The 17896-nt window shown below is 43.9% G+C and carries 14 protein-coding genes; 3 read left to right on the forward strand and 11 right to left on the reverse strand.

Translation table 11 applies throughout. The features are described from left to right. Positions 1-166: 166 nt before the first annotated feature. From perR to UB32_RS11855, 6 genes are all read right to left on the reverse strand, one after another. A complete protein-coding gene (gene perR, locus UB32_RS11830; RefSeq protein ID WP_044394058.1) occupies positions 167-610 on the reverse strand; it encodes a peroxide-responsive transcriptional repressor PerR in 444 nt (147 codons plus the stop codon). 93 nt (positions 611-703) lie between these two features. Then, positions 704-1255: a cob(I)yrinic acid a,c-diamide adenosyltransferase gene (locus UB32_RS11835; protein ID WP_044394059.1), complete on the reverse strand. Its 552-nt coding sequence runs from the start codon at positions 1253-1255 to the stop codon at positions 704-706. Between the two features lie 2 nt (positions 1256-1257). Then, a complete protein-coding gene (locus tag UB32_RS11840) occupies positions 1258-2202 on the reverse strand; it encodes a D-2-hydroxyacid dehydrogenase (protein ID WP_044394061.1) in 945 nt (314 codons plus the stop codon). A gap of 239 nt (positions 2203-2441) precedes the next feature. After that, the gene (locus tag UB32_RS11845; RefSeq protein ID WP_044394062.1) at positions 2442-3308 is read right to left on the reverse strand and encodes a TetR/AcrR family transcriptional regulator; all 867 of its coding nucleotides are present in this window, start codon (positions 3306-3308) and stop codon (positions 2442-2444) included. 115 nt (positions 3309-3423) lie between these two features. Then, positions 3424-3891 carry a thioredoxin-dependent thiol peroxidase gene (gene bcp / locus UB32_RS11850; protein WP_044394064.1) on the reverse strand — a complete coding sequence of 156 codons (468 nt, stop codon included), beginning with the start codon at positions 3889-3891 and terminating at the stop codon, positions 3424-3426. Positions 3892-4005: 114 nt separating this feature from the next. Continuing rightward, the gene (locus tag UB32_RS11855) at positions 4006-4413 is read right to left on the reverse strand and encodes a potassium channel family protein (protein ID WP_044394066.1); all 408 of its coding nucleotides are present in this window, start codon (positions 4411-4413) and stop codon (positions 4006-4008) included. A 136-nt stretch (positions 4414-4549) separates the two neighbouring features. Here UB32_RS11855 and UB32_RS11860 point away from each other — a divergent pair, with 136 nt between their 5' ends. The 3 genes from UB32_RS11860 to UB32_RS11870 all read left to right on the forward strand — a co-directional run bounded on the left by UB32_RS11860 (position 4550) and on the right by UB32_RS11870 (position 12016). Then, on the forward strand, positions 4550-5842 hold the full coding sequence (locus UB32_RS11860) for a glutamate-1-semialdehyde 2,1-aminomutase (RefSeq protein WP_044394068.1): 1293 nt from the start codon (positions 4550-4552) through the stop codon (positions 5840-5842). Positions 5843-6188: 346 nt separating this feature from the next. Continuing rightward, positions 6189-10658: a glutamate synthase-related protein gene (locus UB32_RS11865; RefSeq protein ID WP_044394070.1), complete on the forward strand. Its 4470-nt coding sequence runs from the start codon at positions 6189-6191 to the stop codon at positions 10656-10658. A 275-nt stretch (positions 10659-10933) separates the two neighbouring features. Beyond that, positions 10934-12016: an FUSC family protein gene (locus tag UB32_RS11870; protein ID WP_044394072.1), complete on the forward strand. Its 1083-nt coding sequence runs from the start codon at positions 10934-10936 to the stop codon at positions 12014-12016. Between the two features lie 34 nt (positions 12017-12050). Here UB32_RS11870 and UB32_RS11875 read toward each other — a convergent pair whose 3' ends face one another. From UB32_RS11875 to UB32_RS11895, 5 genes are all read right to left on the reverse strand, one after another. Beyond that, positions 12051-12947, reverse strand: a complete 897-nt coding sequence (locus tag UB32_RS11875) for an ABC transporter permease (protein ID WP_044394074.1) — start codon at positions 12945-12947, stop codon at positions 12051-12053. 17 nt (positions 12948-12964) lie between these two features. Next, positions 12965-13969 (reverse strand): ABC transporter permease, encoded by a 1005-nt coding sequence (locus tag UB32_RS11880; RefSeq protein WP_044394076.1) that lies wholly within the window; start codon positions 13967-13969, stop codon positions 12965-12967. A gap of 86 nt (positions 13970-14055) precedes the next feature. Then, on the reverse strand, positions 14056-15657 hold the full coding sequence (locus tag UB32_RS11885) for an ABC transporter substrate-binding protein (protein ID WP_044394077.1): 1602 nt from the start codon (positions 15655-15657) through the stop codon (positions 14056-14058). Positions 15658-15753: 96 nt separating this feature from the next. Next, complete coding sequence (locus tag UB32_RS11890) at positions 15754-16722, reverse strand: ABC transporter ATP-binding protein (protein ID WP_044394078.1); 969 nt, start codon at positions 16720-16722, stop codon at positions 15754-15756. Next, positions 16697-17710 (reverse strand): ABC transporter ATP-binding protein, encoded by a 1014-nt coding sequence (locus UB32_RS11895; RefSeq protein ID WP_044394079.1) that lies wholly within the window; start codon positions 17708-17710, stop codon positions 16697-16699. The genes UB32_RS11890 and UB32_RS11895 overlap by 26 nt, the downstream gene beginning before the upstream one ends. Between the last annotated feature and the right edge of the window lie 186 nt (positions 17711-17896).

Here is a 17896-nt window from a genome sequence, read left to right on the forward strand (position 1 = left end):
CGCTAACTCCTCGAGACGTTTTTCACCTTCGTGTCTATCAACAAAAAAGATTCGTTTAAGAATATTTGGCTCCATGTCTCGATTTTCCTGCAATTACAAAAAAGGTTAAGCATATAAATTCTGATATTATGAAAAAGCTGATAGCAACCGCCATCAGCTTTAAGTTTTAATGATTTTCTTTAGCGGAACACTCCGGACAAATGCCGTAAATCTCCATTCTGTGGTGCCCAACATTAAAACCTGTTACATGGGAAGCTAAATGTTCCACTTCGTCAAGGCCTGGGTAATGGAAGTCGACGATTTTTCCGCATCGGTCACAGATCACATGATAATGTTGAGATGTTACAAAGTCAAAACGACTGGAGGCATCCCCATATGTCAGTTCTTTGACCAATCCAACTTCACGGAATACTCTCAAATTGTTATAAACCGTCGCTACACTCATATTAGGGAATTTACCTTCTAGCGCTTTATAGATTTCATCAGCTGTAGGGTGCGACATGGAGTTTATTAAATATTCGAGTATCGCATGACGTTGCGGAGTAATACGGACTCCTGTATCCTTCAAGGTATCAAGGGCTTCTTTTAACTGACTCTGTACCACCGCCATGCACCTCATTTCTTTTTAGATTATCATTCTTATTTTATAATACTTATAAATAGTGTACTAATATTTATCTGCTTTTGTCAATATTACTACAGCTTACTCTTGATGCAAGGTTTGTTCTTGTGCTCCCAGATTCATATTCACATATCTGGCGGCAACAAATAAGAAGTCTGAAAGGCGATTTAAATAGGACAGGACAAGCGGGTTAATCTCATCTCCCAGTTCCACAGCCTGGCGTTCCGCTCTTCTAGCAACTGTCCTTGCGACATGAAGCGCAGCACCTGCCTGGTGGCCCCCAGGCAGAATAAAGTTCGTCAATTGCGGGAGAGCCGCATCCCAATCATCGATTTTCTTCTCCAATTCGTCTATATCCTTTGCTTCAAGCACCCATTTTACTTCTTTACCAGGAGGGGTGGCCAGTTCAGCTCCGACATGGAACAAACCGGTCTGGATCTTATGGAAAGTTTTTTGCATTTCTTCTTTTCCGTTGAAAAATTCTCCATTCAGATAACTGAGTGCCAATCCAATCATTGAATTCGCTTCATCACATGTACCATAAGCTTCAACGCGTTTATCACTTTTTGATACTCTTGTTCCGTAAATCAGCGAAGTTGTTCCTTTGTCCCCTGTCTTTGTATAGATTTTCATTCCTAGTACCCCCTATCCAGGTCAATGACATTGATAAAATCATTGGCTTTCCATACATATGTATGAAGGTTTTGCTTGAAAATTTCAAACGACCTTGGCAAATAATTTTTGGTTATACTTGAAATATGTGGCGTAACGGTAACATTTTCCATCGTCCAGAATGGATGACTTTCCATTAATGGTTCTTCATAGAAAACATCCAGATAAGCATGAGCGATCTTTTTTTCCTGAAGCGCGGCCAACAACACCTCATCTTGTACCAAATCACCACGGCCAATATTAATAAATGCAGAGGAATCTTTCATTAATTCAAAATCGTTCAAGTCGAGGAAATGCTTCGTTTCTTGTGTACTTGGCAATACTGAAACGATGAAATCTGCTTTTGGCAATGCTTGCCTGAAGGTTTCCATTGTATACATTTCGTCGGCCCATTCAGCTTGACGGCCGCTCCGGTTGACACCAATCGTTTGCATATTAAATGCTTTTGCCAAGCGGGCAACTTCTCCGCCGATCGCACCTATTCCTAGAATGAGCAATGTCTTACCGTACAATTCTCCCATTGGCAATTTACGTTCCCAAGTTTTGTTTCGTTCGTTTGACGATAACGTCTTCATCTGTTTGACATGCTGCAGCATCATTCCGATGGCAAACTCAGCCATCGGGATTTTGTGGATTCCTCGCACATTCGTAACCAGAATTCCGTGGTTTTTACACGCTTCAAACGGCAGTTTATCCAGACCCGCTGACATGACCATAATCCATTTGAGTTTATCTGTTTTGTCGATCATTTCTTCCGTTACATCTTCCCCATAAGTAAGGAAAACTTCTGCATCCAGAAATAAATCATCTTTTATCCCTTTATGGAATTCAAAATTCACTTGAGGAAATTCCCTTTTCACTTCTTCCTGCAGCGACTCAGCTGGAAGAATCGAGGAGTAAATATTCATTTTTACCAAACCCTTCGTTCTATTGTCGTACTATTAATTGTATTAATTTTCTTTTAATTTAACAACTAAAAAAGAAATCCGACGTAATTTCCGGGCTTTAAATTCTGTTTTTCTCATAAAAAAGGCGGACCGATTAAGTCCGCTAAAAGTTTTGAGGAGGTATGCCCTAATACAATGATATTCACTTCCTGCTGGAATGAATGGACAGTAGCCTGTTTCGGTAAAAATAGGCAGTGGGTTTACCCCTTTATGTTATATTTGCTCGCGATTGTTTCCCGATATAAATCAAGCGAAGGTTCGTCCTTCAGATTGGACAGCATTCCCTGAATTACCGGGATTCGGGGCAGTTCCATATCAATCTCCCTCTCGAGTACATCGAGCGTGATTAATAAGTCTTCTCTATTCTGAAGATCAGCAACTGTGTTTTTCATTTCATTGATCATCTTTTTAATGTCCTGGCCTTCAGTTAGGAAATATGCCTTTGTCTTTTTTATCAGTTCATCGACTTTTTCTTTTGTTGCCAGCGGCTCCTCTCCCTGCAATCCATCAACCAATGAATCCACTCTTCTAAGAATGTATCCAACTAATTCATCAATCTTGAATCCATCGGGATTGAATAGAAGCAGTTTTATATAAGAATTAATGACACCCTCGAGCATAAGTGCCATATCCCATAGATGCGGTTCGGCTTTTTTTCCATAAATTGCCCGCAGGCTGTCTTGATAAAACATTTGTGCTTCGTAATATTTGCGGATCATCAATTCTTTTACCTCTTTATTCAAGGGAATAGCCTGTTCTCTTGATTGCATGATAATGAATTCCTTATGCTCGAGCATCGCATGGAATAAAGCGGTCAACTTTAGTGAAAACTTTTCCCTTGGAGGTAGAACATAACTATCAAACACCTCAAGCTTTTTTTGGATATAATCAAAATAATATTCGAGAATTGCGATCAATAAAGCTTCTTTCGATTTGAAATATAGATAAAAAGCACCTTTGGATATTCCGCTTTCCGTGACAATTTCTTGAATGGAGGTTGCGGTGAACCCTTTCGTCGCATATAGCTTAATCGCTGCTTCGATGATTGCTTTTTCTTTTTCCTTCATCTTCATCACCTCCGATACACAATATCAATTGACTGACTGGTCATAGTAATAATTATACCTTATACCTACTAGCAAAACAGCAAAAAAGACAGCCATTTTTGGCTGCCTTAGAGTTTTAAAGGTTTTTTTTAATGAATTCGAGCGCTTCTTTTACATGGTCCTTTACTTTCACCTTCCTCCATTCCTTAACTAAATAACCTTCTTTATCAATAACAAATGTTGATCTTTCTATTCCCATATATTCTTTTCCAAAATTCTTCTTCCATTTCCATACTCCATATTCTTCCGCAACCCTATGGTTTTCGTCGACTAATAATTGAAAAGGTAAATGATATTTCTCTATGAACTTTTCATGTTTTGTTTGTGAGTCCGGACTCACTCCTAAAATAACACAATTAAGGTCTAGAAACTGTGAGTAATTATCTCGAAAATCACAGGCCTGAGTTGTACACCCTGGCGTCATATCTTTAGGATAGAAATAAAGCAACACTGTCTTCCCTACAAAATCTGATAACTTAATTAATTCGTTCTTGTTAGATAACAATTCAAATTCGGGTGCCTTTTCTCCTATTTCCAAATTCATTTTTCTCCCTCCAATCGGTTCCGTTATTTTATCGACTTCTCTACAAATCCAAACAAATGGATCTACTATCATTAGACTATCTAATTTCGGATTGGAATACAAATCAAGGACACTTCAGGAACGATTTTGGTCTAACATCGCTCTCGTCACAAACGCTGCAGGGATTGTATAACCGACTAGTGCTTCAAAAACAGCAATCGCTCGGCCGACTCCTACTGGCGCAATATCACCATATCCTACCGAAAACAGGGTGATCGCACTGAAGTACATACTCGTAGACATCCTTTCATACGATGAAGTGCTCGGACGCATGCTCTCATCAGATAGTACCCAAATTCCCTTCAAATCAAGCAAATAATACAGTAATCCAAATCCAGCCATCACCGTTGCATAAATCAGGGCAAATGTGAAAAAATTCTCGAACGAGACATGCTTGCCTTTAAGCTTTTGAGGAATGAATAATGTACGCAAACTCAAAAATATCGCTAAAACAATCAAGAAAACGGAAAAGTAAAATTGCATCTTCACGCCTCATTCCCTTCCTCTCTTCTCTTCACTATACGCTGGTGAAAATTGGAGTATGACAGCAAGTACACACGTGGTAATAACTAAAATTCATGATAAAATAAGGAAGCAGTTATATTTAGGAGGATTAATGATGCAAAGAACAAATTCTGAGCGAATACATAATGAAGCACTGGAACATATCGTGGGTGGCGTAAATAGTCCCTCGCGATCCTACAAGGCAGTCGGCGGCGCACCTGTGGTGATGGAGCGTGCCCAAGGTGCTTATTTCTGGGATGTTGACGGCAATCAATACATTGATTTTTTGGCAGCATACGGCCCGATCATCACTGGACATGCCCATCCGCATATCACCGCGGCAATTAAAAAAGCGGCCGAAACCGGCGTATTATATGGTACGCCAACGCCACATGAAGTGAAATTTGCGAAAATGCTGAAGGAAGCAATGCCTGCACTTGATAAAGTTCGTTTTGTGAATTCAGGGACAGAAGCAGTCATGACGACAATTCGCGTCGCCCGCGCTTATACAGGTCGGGATAAAATCATCAAGTTTGCTGGCTGCTACCATGGCCATTCAGATCTGGTACTTGTTGCAGCTGGCTCAGGGCCATCCACTCTTGGTACCCCTGATTCGGCTGGTGTGCCGAAAAGCATTGCCCAGGAAGTAATTACGGTGCCATTCAATAATATTGAACCTTTCAAGGAAGCTCTAAAAAAATGGGGAGACCAGATAGCGGCCGTTTTAGTCGAGCCAATTGTCGGTAATTTTGGAATTGTCGAGCCTAAACCAGGCTTTCTTGAGGCAGTGAAGGAGCTTACACACCAGGCAGGAGCGCTGATTATTTTTGATGAGGTGATCACTGCTTTTCGCTTTCAGTACGGAGGAGCGCAGGACTTATTGGGGATCACGCCAGACTTAACCGCGATGGGCAAAATTATTGGTGGTGGCCTGCCGATTGGCGCTTACGGCGGCCGGTCTGAAGTTATGGAGAAAGTCGCTCCGCTTGGTCCTGCATACCAGGCTGGTACAATGGCTGGCAACCCTGCTTCCATCCTTGCCGGAATTGCCTGCCTTGAAGTTTTGAAGCAGGATGGGGTGTACGAGTACCTTGATCAGCTTGGAGCGATGCTCGAGGAAGGAATCACTTCCGCTGCAAACAAGCATGGCATTTCCATCTCGATCAATCGTCTGAAAGGAGCGCTTACCATCTACTTCACTACTGAAAAGATTGAAAACTATGAGCAGGCAGAGAACACAGACGGTGAAATGTTTGCGCGTTTTTTCAACCTTATGCTTCAGCAGGGAATCAATCTAGCCCCTTCCAAATATGAGGCGTGGTTCGTTACAATTGCTCATACACAGGAAGATATCGAAGCGACCCTGAATGCAGTTGATCAGGCATTTTATTCAATGGTAAATGAATAAATATACAATATTTTATAAAAAACAGACATTCATCCGATGTCTGTTTTTTTAGGTTCCCACAATGAAAACGTTTACAATACTATCCCTTTATTCATCATCGCTTTCTATCAAAAAATATTTCTTCATCCAAAACAATGTATAAATAATTGATATCTGAAAATTCTTATGTTATAGTTGCTATTAATATTCGATAAATTCGCCATTTAAATGGCCGCTTTTCATTCCTTACTTTGCCTTCCCGTCAAAAGAGTTTTTACCCTCATGTACGAAGCGATTAAACGCCAAATCATAGATTATTTTTCAGGAGGTGAACCGGCTTTAAGGGAAACTTTATAAGCCGACTTTTATGACAACACAATGGAATCCTTCCCAATTTAAAGATTTCTCAAGATTCGAACACGATGCATGCGGAATTGTAGCCAGCATTGAAAAAAGAAAGCTGCCTACGCGCGAAAATATTTTTAACTGTATTGATGGACTTGTCACCATGAACCATCGTGCAGGCTTTATAAATGGTGAAGGGGATGGAGTCGGTGTGCACATCGACATTCCGCGGGCGCTCTGGAAAAAAAAGCTCATTGATTCTGGTACAGACGCAAGCGTTGTCGACAACGAAAACTTTGTGGTTGGACATGTTTTCATCACGAGAACGGATCAGGCAGAAGCAATCGTAACTAACCTTATTGCAAAGCTGGAAAACCAAAACATAAAGCCGCTCTTTTCATCAATTGAAGTAACCAATCCTGAAGCGCTTGGCCCGATTGCCATCCAGGAAAATCCTGTTTTTTGGCAGTTTGCATGTTCAGCTGATGTCACCGGACAGGAGCTTTCAAAAAAATTGTTTCAGATGATCATAGATTTCGAGGAAAACGACCAAGTGCATGTCGCTTCTCTCAGCCAGTATCATGCTGTATACAAAGTAATGGGCGCAGGGGACATTTTGCCGAAATACTATCATGACCTGGCAAGCCCACATGTAGCATCCACGATGACTCTTGGGCACAACCGTTATTCTACGAACACTTTATCCAGTTTTTTTCGTGTACAGCCATTTAGCGTCCTTGGTCATAATGGAGAAATCAATACAATTGCAAGACTGCGCGACGAAGCGCGAATGGTTAATGTCCCACTTGTCAAAGACGGAAGTGATTCACAGGATTTAAGCCGTACTATAGAAACATTCATCTGCCGTGATGGATTCTCTTTGTTTGAAGCAATGGACATGATGTTCCCGCCAATCATTAATGAAATGAAAGCTTATCCTGAACATCTGCAAGACTTATATACTTATATCCGCGAAGCATGGGGACATTTCGCCCAAGGACCTGCCGGCATCATTTCACGATTTGCCGATGAAGCAGTTTTCAGTGTAGACGCACTTGGACTTCGCCCGCTGTGGATGGTTGAAACGGAAAGCTCCTACCTGTTCTCGTCAGAGCCGGGAATCATTTCATCATCGGAGTATACCAATGATCCTAAGCCACTTGCACCAGGAGAAAAGGTCGGCCTGAAATGGAACGGGGACAAAATCGAAGTTTATGAAATGGAGCAATTTCAGAGTGCGGTCTTTCAGCGTTTTTCAGAGCGCCTTGCTTTCCAGGAAGCACGCCATCGCCTAGATGGTTCAAAGTTTGCCAAAACGATAACCATGACCTACCCAGAAAAAATTCATAACGGCCAATACAAAGCGTTTGGTTGGGAGCGTGATCACATCCAGCTCGTCGAACAGATGGCTGAAAAAGGAGCAGAGCCAATCCGCTCTCTTGGGCATGACGCTCCACTCGCTGCCATGAATCCGGAACGAAAAAATATTGCTGATTTTATCAAAGAAAGTGTCGCTGTTGTAACAAATCCAGCAATAGACCGTGACCGCGAGGCAGAACATTTTTCTACGCGGACGGTACTCGGCAAGCGCCCTTCGCTTTTTGCAAAAACGGAAACAGGAAAGGTCATCGAACTGCATACCCCTCTTCTCATTGAAGGCAAAGCTGGCTATGAGGCATCGTTGCAAACAGGCCAGCCAAGTATGGATCAGGTTATCCAATGCTATCAGGATGACAGGCTAGCGGCCTACCTGGAAACAGTTTTCCATAATGACGAAACGGTGAAGGATGGGCTTGAGAGATTAGCTAATGAGGCAATTGCTGCTGTGAAGGATGGCAAAACATTGCTAGTTCTTGACGATGCAATGGCCCATCAGGAGAATGCGCTCTGGCTCGATCCGCATCTGGTCGTTTCGGCGATCGATCAGGCTCTTGTAAAAGCAGGGTTGCGACGCGACTGCTCTCTCCTGGTTCGTTCCGCTTCCTTAAGATCGCTGCATGATATTATTGTTGCACTCGGACTCGGCGCAGACGCAGTCAGTCCATATTATATGTTTATGACTGTGCTTGATGAGTCCATCACACCGCTTGTGAATCTGTACAGCGCCCTGACGAAGGGTCTGGAAAAGGTGATTTCCACGATCGGTATCCATGAATTGCGCGGATACGGACGTCTCTTCTCAGCTATTGGCCTGAATGATGAGATAGCAGATTATTTAGTGATTGTAAACTTCTTTGGTTCCAATGAACTTGCATACAATTTCCACGCCATGAAAGAAGATGCATGGATAAGAGCGAAGGATTTTCAAAACGAAAAAGAACGAATCGGTAAGACGTTCCACCTCTTTCCTCGTATCTGGAAAGCAATTAGTGAGGTTGCTGCTACCGGTGACTACAATGTCTACCGCGACAAAATTGCCGAACAGGAAGTTAGTAACCCGACGACGATCCGTCATTTAACTGGATTGAAAAAGGGAGACGGAAAAGTTTCACCAGAAGAAGTTGACATCGGTGTAGGGGACCACAGCCTTCCGTTTGTCATCGCATCTATGTCATTCGGTTCGCAAAACGAAATCGCCTTCCGTGCATACGCTGAAGGCGCTGACCGTTTGAATATGGTCAGCATGAATGGGGAGGGCGGTGAAATCAAGGATATGCTAGGCAAGTATCCACGTACGCGTGGCCAGCAGATTGCTTCCGGACGTTTCGGAGTGAATGCTGAGCTGTTGAACTCCTCCAATCTGCTTGAGATCAAGATTGGTCAGGGAGCGAAGCCTGGCGAAGGTGGACACCTTCCTGGTTCAAAGGTTACGGCAAAAATTGCAGAAGCAAGGAATGCAACCATAGGTTCCGATTTGATTTCACCATCTAACAACCATGATATTTATTCCATTGAAGATCTTGCGCAAATGATCCATGAGCTCAAAACAGCCAATGATCAGGCACGTGTTGCCGTTAAGGTCCCAGTCGTTCCGAATATCGGTACAATTGCTGTCGGAATCGCCAAAGCAGGTGCTGATATTATCACCTTGAGTGGTTTTGACGGTGGTACAGGCGCTGCCCGCATACACGCACTGCAATTCGTCGGCTTGCCTGCAGAAATCGGCATTAAGGCTGCACACAACGCTTTGCTTGAAGCAGGATTGCGCGACAAAGTCGAAATCTGGGCTGACGGTGGTGTGAAGAGTGCCCAGGATGTGATCAAGTACATGCTACTAGGTGCAAACCGCGTAGGCTTCGGCACATTATCGATGCTTGCCATCGGCTGTACAACTTGCCGCGGCTGCCACCTGGATACATGCCATGTTGGAATTGCAACGCAAATTGACACGGAAGCACAGGCGAAGGAACATGGATTGCGCCGTTTCGTACCGCGACAATTCGATCTTGCAGTCCAGGGCATCATGAATTTGTTCACTGCATTCGGAAACGAATTGAAGGCGCTAGCTGCATCGGCCGGAATTAAGAATCTGCAGGATGCGGTTGGACGCTCCGACTTGCTCGAACAGATTAAAGGAGAAGACTTGCTTGATTTGTCCTACCTGCTGAAGCCGCTTGAAATTAAACAGATTATGCACCACAAAGAAGCTGCTGCGGCAATGGCATCGGCACAGCTTCAAGTCGCTGCCGGAGCTGAGTATCTTGATGCCATTGATGAGGAGCTTCATCAGTCACGCGAATTCCAGGCAGTCACTGCCGAACAGCGAGTGTTGGCCAGCAGGGTTTCCTGCCACCGTGTCCGCGGCAGACTGGATGGCTCCTATCGCAAGCTGCAGCCAGTCACACTCCGTTACAAAGGTTCTATTCTTGGAAACGGACTTGGCGCTTATAACACAGAAGGAATCAACATCGAAATTGACGGCGGCGGTCAGGACGGAGTCGGCAAGACTTCCTTTGGCGGTGCGATTTCAATCGCAAAATCCCCTGGCAAGGATGGCGGTTACTACAATGGTTCAGTCGGTAAAGGATTCGGCTACGGAGCACAGAAAGGATTGCTCATCGCTCAGGGTAATGCCGATGCACGTGCCGGTATCCGTTTATCTGGTGCAGATATGATTATCGGCGGACTTGTGAAAAAACCAATCCCTGAAAAAGAATTCGGCAACATCGGAACAAGCGCCAATATCAAAGGGTTTGCGTTTGAGTATATGACCAATGGCCGCGGACTTGTTCTCGGCGATCCGGGACCATGGATTTGCGCAGGGATGACCGGCGGTGTCGTCTACCTGAGACACCAGCCAGAAATGGGCTTAACAAAAGCAGCCCTCACCCGCCGGATAGCAAAAGGTGCCAAGGTTTCAATCGAATCACTTTCCGCAAAAGGTATCCAAGATGTAACGGAAATGCTTACTGCCTACATGGAAATGCTGGTACGCCATGGCCAGGAAAACGAAGCGAAAGCTCTCGCATTAATAATGGAACAACCAGAAGATCATTTTGTCCAGGTCCTTCCTGTCAAAGAACAGGCAGATCCAGCTGTATCGACAGAATAATAGCAAATTGAAACTGGCCCCGTTGCAGAAACGGGGCCAGTTTTCGTATCAATTGGTACTCACTTCGGAAAAACAGATGAAAAAACCAACTGTAAACACTTTCATTTAAAAAAGGTTTGCTTTTTGGTGAATTGTCGCTTGAACTTCTTCCGGATCCGTTGTATAGTACATAATTGTTTAGTTTTAAATGAATTGGTTTAAAGTAGTAATAATTTCACTTTTTTTAGTTAACGAATGAGATAGTTTTTTTATCTCTTATGAAAGGAATTTACCCAATGAAACTTGGTGCCCGCATCTTGAAAACGGGAATTGCCATTACGCTTGCATTATTTTTATCGAATCTTTTTCATCTGCCGTCACCAGTATTTGCCGGAATTGCGGCAATCTTTGCCCTGCAGCCAACTGTATATCGCTCTTATCAATCGATTATTGAACATATTCAGGGCAATCTGATCGGTGCAGCCATCGCAGTGTTGTTCGTCATGGCTTTTGGCAACAGCATTTTCATTATCGGTCTTGCAGCTGTATTGGTGATTACGATAAACCTTAAGCTGAATTTAGAAAAGACGATCGCCCTTTCCCTAGTAACCTTAATTGCGATTATGGAAACTCCTGGCGATAATTTCATCCAGTTTGCCATAATCCGTTTTTCAACTATCATGCTTGGGGTTGTATCGGCGTTCATCGTCAATCTTGTTTTCCTGCCCCCAAAGTATGAAAACAAACTTTATTATAAGAGTTCTATTTTATCAGAAGAAATTACGAAATGGATCAGATTGAGCACCCGTCACGCCTCCGAGCATCAGCTGCTTAAGGTAGATATTGAGACACTTCGTGAAGGCATTATCAAGCTTGATCAGCTGTACATGATGTACAAAGAAGAACGGGATTATTTTAAAAACAATAAACTCGCTAAATCCCGTAAGCTCGTCATTTATAGACAGATGATCAGTGCGGTAAAAAAGTCATTGGAAACACTGAAGAGACTTCATCGATATGAGAATGAATTCAATCAGCTTCCAGAAGAATTCCAGGAAGTCATCCAGCATCAGCTGGACTGCCTGATCAATCATCATGAACAAGTAATGCTCAAGTATGTCGGCAAAGTCCGCCCTGAACCGACCTATATCTCAGGGGATGTATGCCTGAATAAAAAACAGCTATTTGAATTGTTTCTGACGCAAAAACATGGGCTGGACCAGACAAACAGCCAGTTGCAGTACCACGTCATGCAATTAGTCTCGATCATCATGGAATATGGCGAGCAGGTGGAACACCTCGATAAACTTGTGACCAGCTTCCAGTCTTACCATAAAGACGATGGCAAGGTCACGATCGAACAAAATACAGAAATTTAAAAGCAGCTGAGATTTCAGCTGCTTTTAAATTCTGTTAGCTCTTCATTCGTGGGTCCAGTGCATCTCTCATGCCATCACCCATCAGGTTGAAGCCAAGAACAGTCAGCATGATCGCAATCCCTGGAAAAATCATTGTCCATGGTGCCTGGATCATGAACTGCTTTGCGTCAGCCAGCATTTTTCCCCATTCGGGATTTGGCGCTTCTGCCCCTAGCCCAAGGAATCCAAGTGCAGCAGCTTCGATAATCGCCGTCGCAATCGCCAGTGTTCCCTGAACAATAATCGGTGCCATGCTGTTTGGAAGGATATGCTGGAATAAAATCCTGCTGTCCTTCATTCCAACCGCCCTGGCAGCCATAATATATTCTTCTTCTTTCACACTAAGAACCCTGGAACGAATCAGTCTGCCAAAGTTTGGGATATTAATAACAGCAATCGCAATGAGCGCATTTTGCAGGGAAGGTCCAAGAACAGAAACGATGGCAATTGCCAGCAGGATACTAGGGAAGGCCAACATTATATCAAATGCTCTTGAAATGACTGCATCGATCCATTTTCCATAATAACCGGCAAGAATTCCTAGCAAACAGCCAATAACGATCGAACCCATCACGGCAAAAGTTCCTACCCATAAAGAAATCCTTGCTCCAAAAACAACCCTGGAAAAGATATCACGTCCAAAGTCATCAGTCCCAAACCAGTGATCTGCTGACGGAGCCTGAAGACGGGCATCCAATTTCTGGTCATTGATCCCCTCTGGCGCAATCACTGGAGCAAAAATTGCCAACAAAATAAAGAACAAGACGATCATCATTCCGATAACCGCAAGTTTATTTTTCTTGAAACTATACCATGCTTCTGCCCAGGGAGACGCCACTTTTTCCTCTGCCTGTACGGCCGGCGGCATTTGTTTTTGAGTTGAAATCTCCATCTATCTCTCCCCTTCCATCAATGGTATTTAATCCTCGGATCAACTGCTGCATACAATAAGTCAACGACAAGGTTAATTAGGACAAAAATCAAGGCTATGATAAGAATCCCGGACTGAATGACGGGATAATCACGGTAACCAATTGCTTCGTAAATATAACGGCCAATTCCCGGCCAACTAAAGATTGTTTCCGTTAGAATTGCTCCGCCAAGGAGAAGCCCAGTTTGCAGACCGATGACCGTCAAAACTGGAATGATGGCATTTTTCAATGAATGTTTATACACAACCCAGAACATGCTCAAACCCTTTGCTCTGGCTGTCCTAATAAAATCAGATCTCATGACCTCGAGCATCGCGGAGCGCGTGATTCTCGCTATGATAGCCATAGGGATTGTTGCCAGCGCAGCTGCTGGCAGCACAAGATGTTTCAGCACTTCGACAAACTGGGCAGTCTGACCCTGAATTAGCGTATCGATTAGATAAAAATTCGTGATCGCCTCTACAGGATTGCGGACTTCTTCCCGCCCAGAGGTTGGCAGAATATCCAGATTGATTGCAAACACCCACTGTTCCATCAAACCTAACCAAAAAATTGGCATGGATACGCCAATAAGAGCTAGTACCATCGCTGCATAGTCAAACCAAGAGTTCTGAAACCAAGCACTGATGATGCCTGCGTTTACACCAATTACAATTGCAATCATCATTGCCACAAAGGAAAGCTCCATTGTCGCTGCGAGATATGGCCAGACCTCCGTGCTGATCGCAGATTTTGTTCTTAATGATTCACCAAGATCGCCGGTCAGCAGTCCGCCGAGATAATGGAAATATTGCACATACCAAGGCTGATCGAGTCCCAGCTCTCTAGTCAAATCCGCGATTGCCTCTTTGGTCGCCAGCTGACCGAGAATGACTTGGGCAGGATCACCAGGAATTGCCCGGATCATGAAAAATACAATAAGAGAAAGTCCAAATAGCACTGGTATTAATGAAAATATTCTTCTGACAGAATAGGTAAACAACCTTCCCGCCTCCTCTCTAATAAACAGGCAAGCACCTGCAACTTAAAAAAAGGGAGAATGCATATGTTCTCCCTTTTCCTGATGCATTATTTCGTGAATTCAACCGTTGCAAGCAGGTCTGATCCTGTTGGATGCGGCTTGAAGCCAGTTATATCAGCCCTGCCTGCAAGAGCAGGCTCGGAGTGGACTAGTGGAATCCAAGGAGCATCTTCTTTGATTAACAATTGAGCTTCTTTATAAAGTTTTTCCCGTTCAGCCTGGTCATTGGTAGATTGAGCCTTGATAAACAGATCATGTACTTCCTGGTTGGCATAGCGTGCATAGTTATTACTGTCGATGTTATCCTGGTCTAAAAGCACATACAGGAAGTTGTCAGCATCACCATTGTCGCCTGTCCAGCCAAGCAAGAAAGTATCTGCTTCACCGACACGGGTTTTTTCAAGGTAAGTTGCCCACTCATAAGAAACGATCTTTGCTTTTACGCCAACATCTTCAAAATCTTTCTGAATGGCTTCTGCGACTTTCTTTCCATCAGGCATATAAGGTCTTGCAACCGGCATAGCCCATAGCTCTATTTCGAAACCATCTTCAAAGCCTGCTTCTTTAAGAAGCGCCTTTGCTTTTTCAGGATCGTACTCATATGGTTCGACGTCATCATTGTAACCAGCTACCGTTTTTGGCATTGGATTCTTTGCAGGCTCGGCAGCACCAGCAAAGAAAGCATCGATTATCGCTTGCTTATTCACTGCATAGTTTAGTGCTTGGCGGACCTTCTTGTCTTTAAGCGGTCCTCGTTCGGTGTTCAACCCAAGGTAGGCAACGTTTAAAGACGGTCGATAAAATGTCTGAAGTTCTGGATTGCTTTCAATTGACTCGACATCGCTAAAGTTCACTCCGTCGATAATATCCACTTCTCCGGTGTTTAATGCGTTCATACGGGCAGAGTTTTCTGGGATGACACGGAAAATCACTTCATCCATCTTCGGAAGCCCGTCCTGCCAGTAGTCTTCATTCTTCACCAAAGTAATTCTATCATTTCGCTTCCATTCCACGAACTTGAATGGCCCGGTACCTACTGGGTTTTCATTATACTTATCACCATGTTTCTTAACTGCTTCTGGACTTGCAATCCCGAAAGGAGACATCGCAAGGTTTTTGTAGAAAGGTGCCAAAATGCGGTTCAAAGTGAATTCAACCGTATATTCATCCACTGCTTTTACTTCTTTGATCACATCCCCAAATTGTGAGTTATAATAATAGAATTGTTCCGCATTTCCTGCCTTCCAACGCTCAAAATTGAAGACGACGGCTTCGGCGTTGAAGTCTGTTCCATCATGGAATTTAACTCCTTCACGCAATTTCAATGTGTGTTTCAAGCCATCCGCAGATTCTTCCCAGCTCTCAGCAAGTCCTGGCTGTATTTCTGTATCCTGCTCACCGAAATTGATGAGAGTTTCATAGATGTTCTTCGTTACTTTAAACGATTCCCCTTCTGTAGTAATTGCCGGATCAAGCGATGTTGAATCACCACCACGGCCAAATACCAAGGTTCCCCCTGACGATGATCCGCCATCAGCGCCCGATTCACCGCCTGTTTTTTTGCCTCCGGAATCATTATTACAGCCGGCAAGCCCAATGCTAAGAATAAAGATAAACGCCAAAAACATGAATCTAATACGCTTTTTCATATTCTTCCCCCTCGTTTTTTATTTTGGACCGGATCATTTGTCCAGTCCATGTTCTATATCATCTATGCTGTTTTTCCTGTCTGCATTCCTCTTTGATCAGGAGTACAAATGACAGGCAGCAAAATGACCTGGTTCAAGCTCCCGTAATTCAGGTCTGTCTGTCTTGCAGATTTCCATACACTCCTTGCACCTCGTATGAAAGGCACATCCCTGCGGAGGATTCGATGGACTTGGAAGGTCGCCGGTGAGCAACTCCCCAGCGCTTTTTATATCTGGATCAGGTATCGGCACCGCTGAAAGCAATGCCCTAGTATACGGGTGAAGCGGCTTTTCATACAGCTTATCCGCTTCGGTGATTTCTACTAGTCTGCCTAAATACATTACTCCTACTCTATCGCTGATATGTTTTACGACACCTAGATCATGGGCAATGAAAATATAGGTTAACTGGAATTCTTTTTGCAGATCTCTCAGCAAATTCAAGACTTGAGACTGTATGGATACATCCAGTGCAGAAACGGGTTCATCAGCAATGACCAGCTTTGGCCGCGTCATCAGCGCCCGTGCGATCCCGATCCTCTGGCGCTGTCCGCCGCTGAATTGATGGGGATACCGTTTAGCGTGGTAACTGCTGAGACCGACTACCTCGAGCATTTCCCTGACCATTTGTTTTCGTTCCTTCTTCGTCCCGATTCCGTGGACAATGAGGGGCTCTTCCAAAATTTTTTCCACAGTATGCCTCGGATTAAGTGATGCAAAAGGATCCTGGAAAACCATTTGCATGTCCTTCCGAGCTTTGCGCATTTCACTGTCCGAGAGGGTTACAAGATCTTTCCCTTCGAACACGACTTGTCCTTCTGTCGGGTCGATCAGGCGCATCAACATTCTGCCCGTTGTCGACTTCCCGCAGCCAGATTCTCCAACCAATCCAAGTGTTTCTCCTTTGTTGACCCAGAAGCTGATATTATCAACTGCTTTTACAGCACCTGTCTGTTTCCCAAAGATTCCACCTGTAATCGGAAAGTATTTTTTAAGACCGTCAACTTTTAACAGTACTTCTGCCATCGGCTATCCCCTCCTTCCGATGCAACAGGCAGCGAACAGTATGACCTGGACTTTCAGTTTCATACAGTTCCGGGTCCACACTCAGGCATTCGTCCATCACAAAATCGCATCTAGCCGCAAATCGGCAGCCTGTCTTAATGGAACCAGGCTTTGGCACATTCCCAGGTATCGAATATAATCGCTCTTTTTTATCCCGGATGTCAGGAATTGATTTAAGCAGACCAAGCGTATACGGGTGCTTTGGATTTTTAAAGATATCCCTAACCAGCCCTTCCTCGACAATTTTTCCTGCATACATCACAGCAACGCGCTGGCATACTTCGGCAACGACACCAAGGTCATGAGTGATCAAGATGATTGCTGTATCAAGCTTTTCATTCAAATCCTTCATCAATGCCAGGATCTGTGCCTGAATGGTCACATCTAGTGCTGTTGTCGGTTCATCTGCAATCAGGACCCGCGGGTGGCAGCTGAGTGCCATCGCAATCATGACCCTTTGTCTCATCCCACCGGAAAGCTGGTGAGGGTACTCCTTGACAATTTGCTCTGCTCTAGGAAGACCAACAAGCTTCAACATCTCAACAGCCTGCTGGTTTGCCAATTTTTTGCCAAGCTTTTTATGTATTTTCAACGCTTCAACTAGCTGTTCCCCAATTGTGAATAAGGGATTCAGCGAAGTCATCGGCTCCTGGAAAATCATCGCCACTTCATTTCCGCGGATCGCTCTCATCCTTGACTCGGAAGCATGGACTAAATCCTCCCCATTGAGCAGGATTTCCCCGCCGGTAATTTTCCCCGGCGGCTGAGGAATCAACTTCATGACCGACAAGGACGTTACGCTCTTGCCACTGCCTGATTCTCCGACTATTCCGAGAATTTCTCCTTTATTAACTGAAAAGCTAACATCCTCTACTGCAGGAATCTCTCCTTCCTTTGTGAAAAAGGAAGTCTTGAGATTTTTCACTTCTAAAACCGGAGCATCTGCCACTATCCTACTCCTTTCTATTTTCGAAATAGTATTTCTAAATATAATATTCAGTCTGTTTTAAACATTTTATATTAAAGGACCTCAAAGAGTCCACTGATTTTTCTCAAAGAATAAGAAAGTATAAAATTCACTTTGAGAATTGTCTAGCTCCAGCGCCTAGGAGTCTGTCCGATAAAAATTTTTTAG

This window comes from Mesobacillus subterraneus (assembly GCF_000934845.1).
Classification (GTDB): domain Bacteria; phylum Bacillota; class Bacilli; order Bacillales; family Cytobacillaceae; genus Mesobacillus; species Mesobacillus stamsii.

What these genes read in the sequence shown, in the direction of transcription:
- UB32_RS11885 (WP_044394077.1), bottom strand. Translation starts at nt 15,657, where the DNA reads ATGAAAAAGCGTATTAGATTCATGTTTTTGGCGTTTATCTTTATTCTT.
- UB32_RS11875 (WP_044394074.1), bottom strand. Translation starts at nt 12,947, where the DNA reads ATGGAGATTTCAACTCAAAAACAAATGCCGCCGGCCGTACAGGCAGAG.
- UB32_RS11860 (WP_044394068.1), top strand. Translation starts at nt 4,550, where the DNA reads ATGCAAAGAACAAATTCTGAGCGAATACATAATGAAGCACTGGAACAT.
- UB32_RS11865 (WP_044394070.1), top strand. Translation starts at nt 6,189, where the DNA reads ATGACAACACAATGGAATCCTTCCCAATTTAAAGATTTCTCAAGATTC.
- UB32_RS11855 (WP_044394066.1), bottom strand. Translation starts at nt 4,413, where the DNA reads ATGCAATTTTACTTTTCCGTTTTCTTGATTGTTTTAGCGATATTTTTG.
- UB32_RS11835 (WP_044394059.1), bottom strand. Translation starts at nt 1,255, where the DNA reads ATGAAAATCTATACAAAGACAGGGGACAAAGGAACAACTTCGCTGATT.
- perR (WP_044394058.1), bottom strand. Translation starts at nt 610, where the DNA reads ATGGCGGTGGTACAGAGTCAGTTAAAAGAAGCCCTTGATACCTTGAAG.
- UB32_RS11845 (WP_044394062.1), bottom strand. Translation starts at nt 3,308, where the DNA reads ATGAAGGAAAAAGAAAAAGCAATCATCGAAGCAGCGATTAAGCTATAT.
- UB32_RS11840 (WP_044394061.1), bottom strand. Translation starts at nt 2,202, where the DNA reads ATGAATATTTACTCCTCGATTCTTCCAGCTGAGTCGCTGCAGGAAGAA.
- UB32_RS11870 (WP_044394072.1), top strand. Translation starts at nt 10,934, where the DNA reads ATGAAACTTGGTGCCCGCATCTTGAAAACGGGAATTGCCATTACGCTT.
- UB32_RS11890 (WP_044394078.1), bottom strand. Translation starts at nt 16,722, where the DNA reads ATGGCAGAAGTACTGTTAAAAGTTGACGGTCTTAAAAAATACTTTCCG.
- bcp (WP_044394064.1), bottom strand. Translation starts at nt 3,891, where the DNA reads ATGAATTTGGAAATAGGAGAAAAGGCACCCGAATTTGAATTGTTATCT.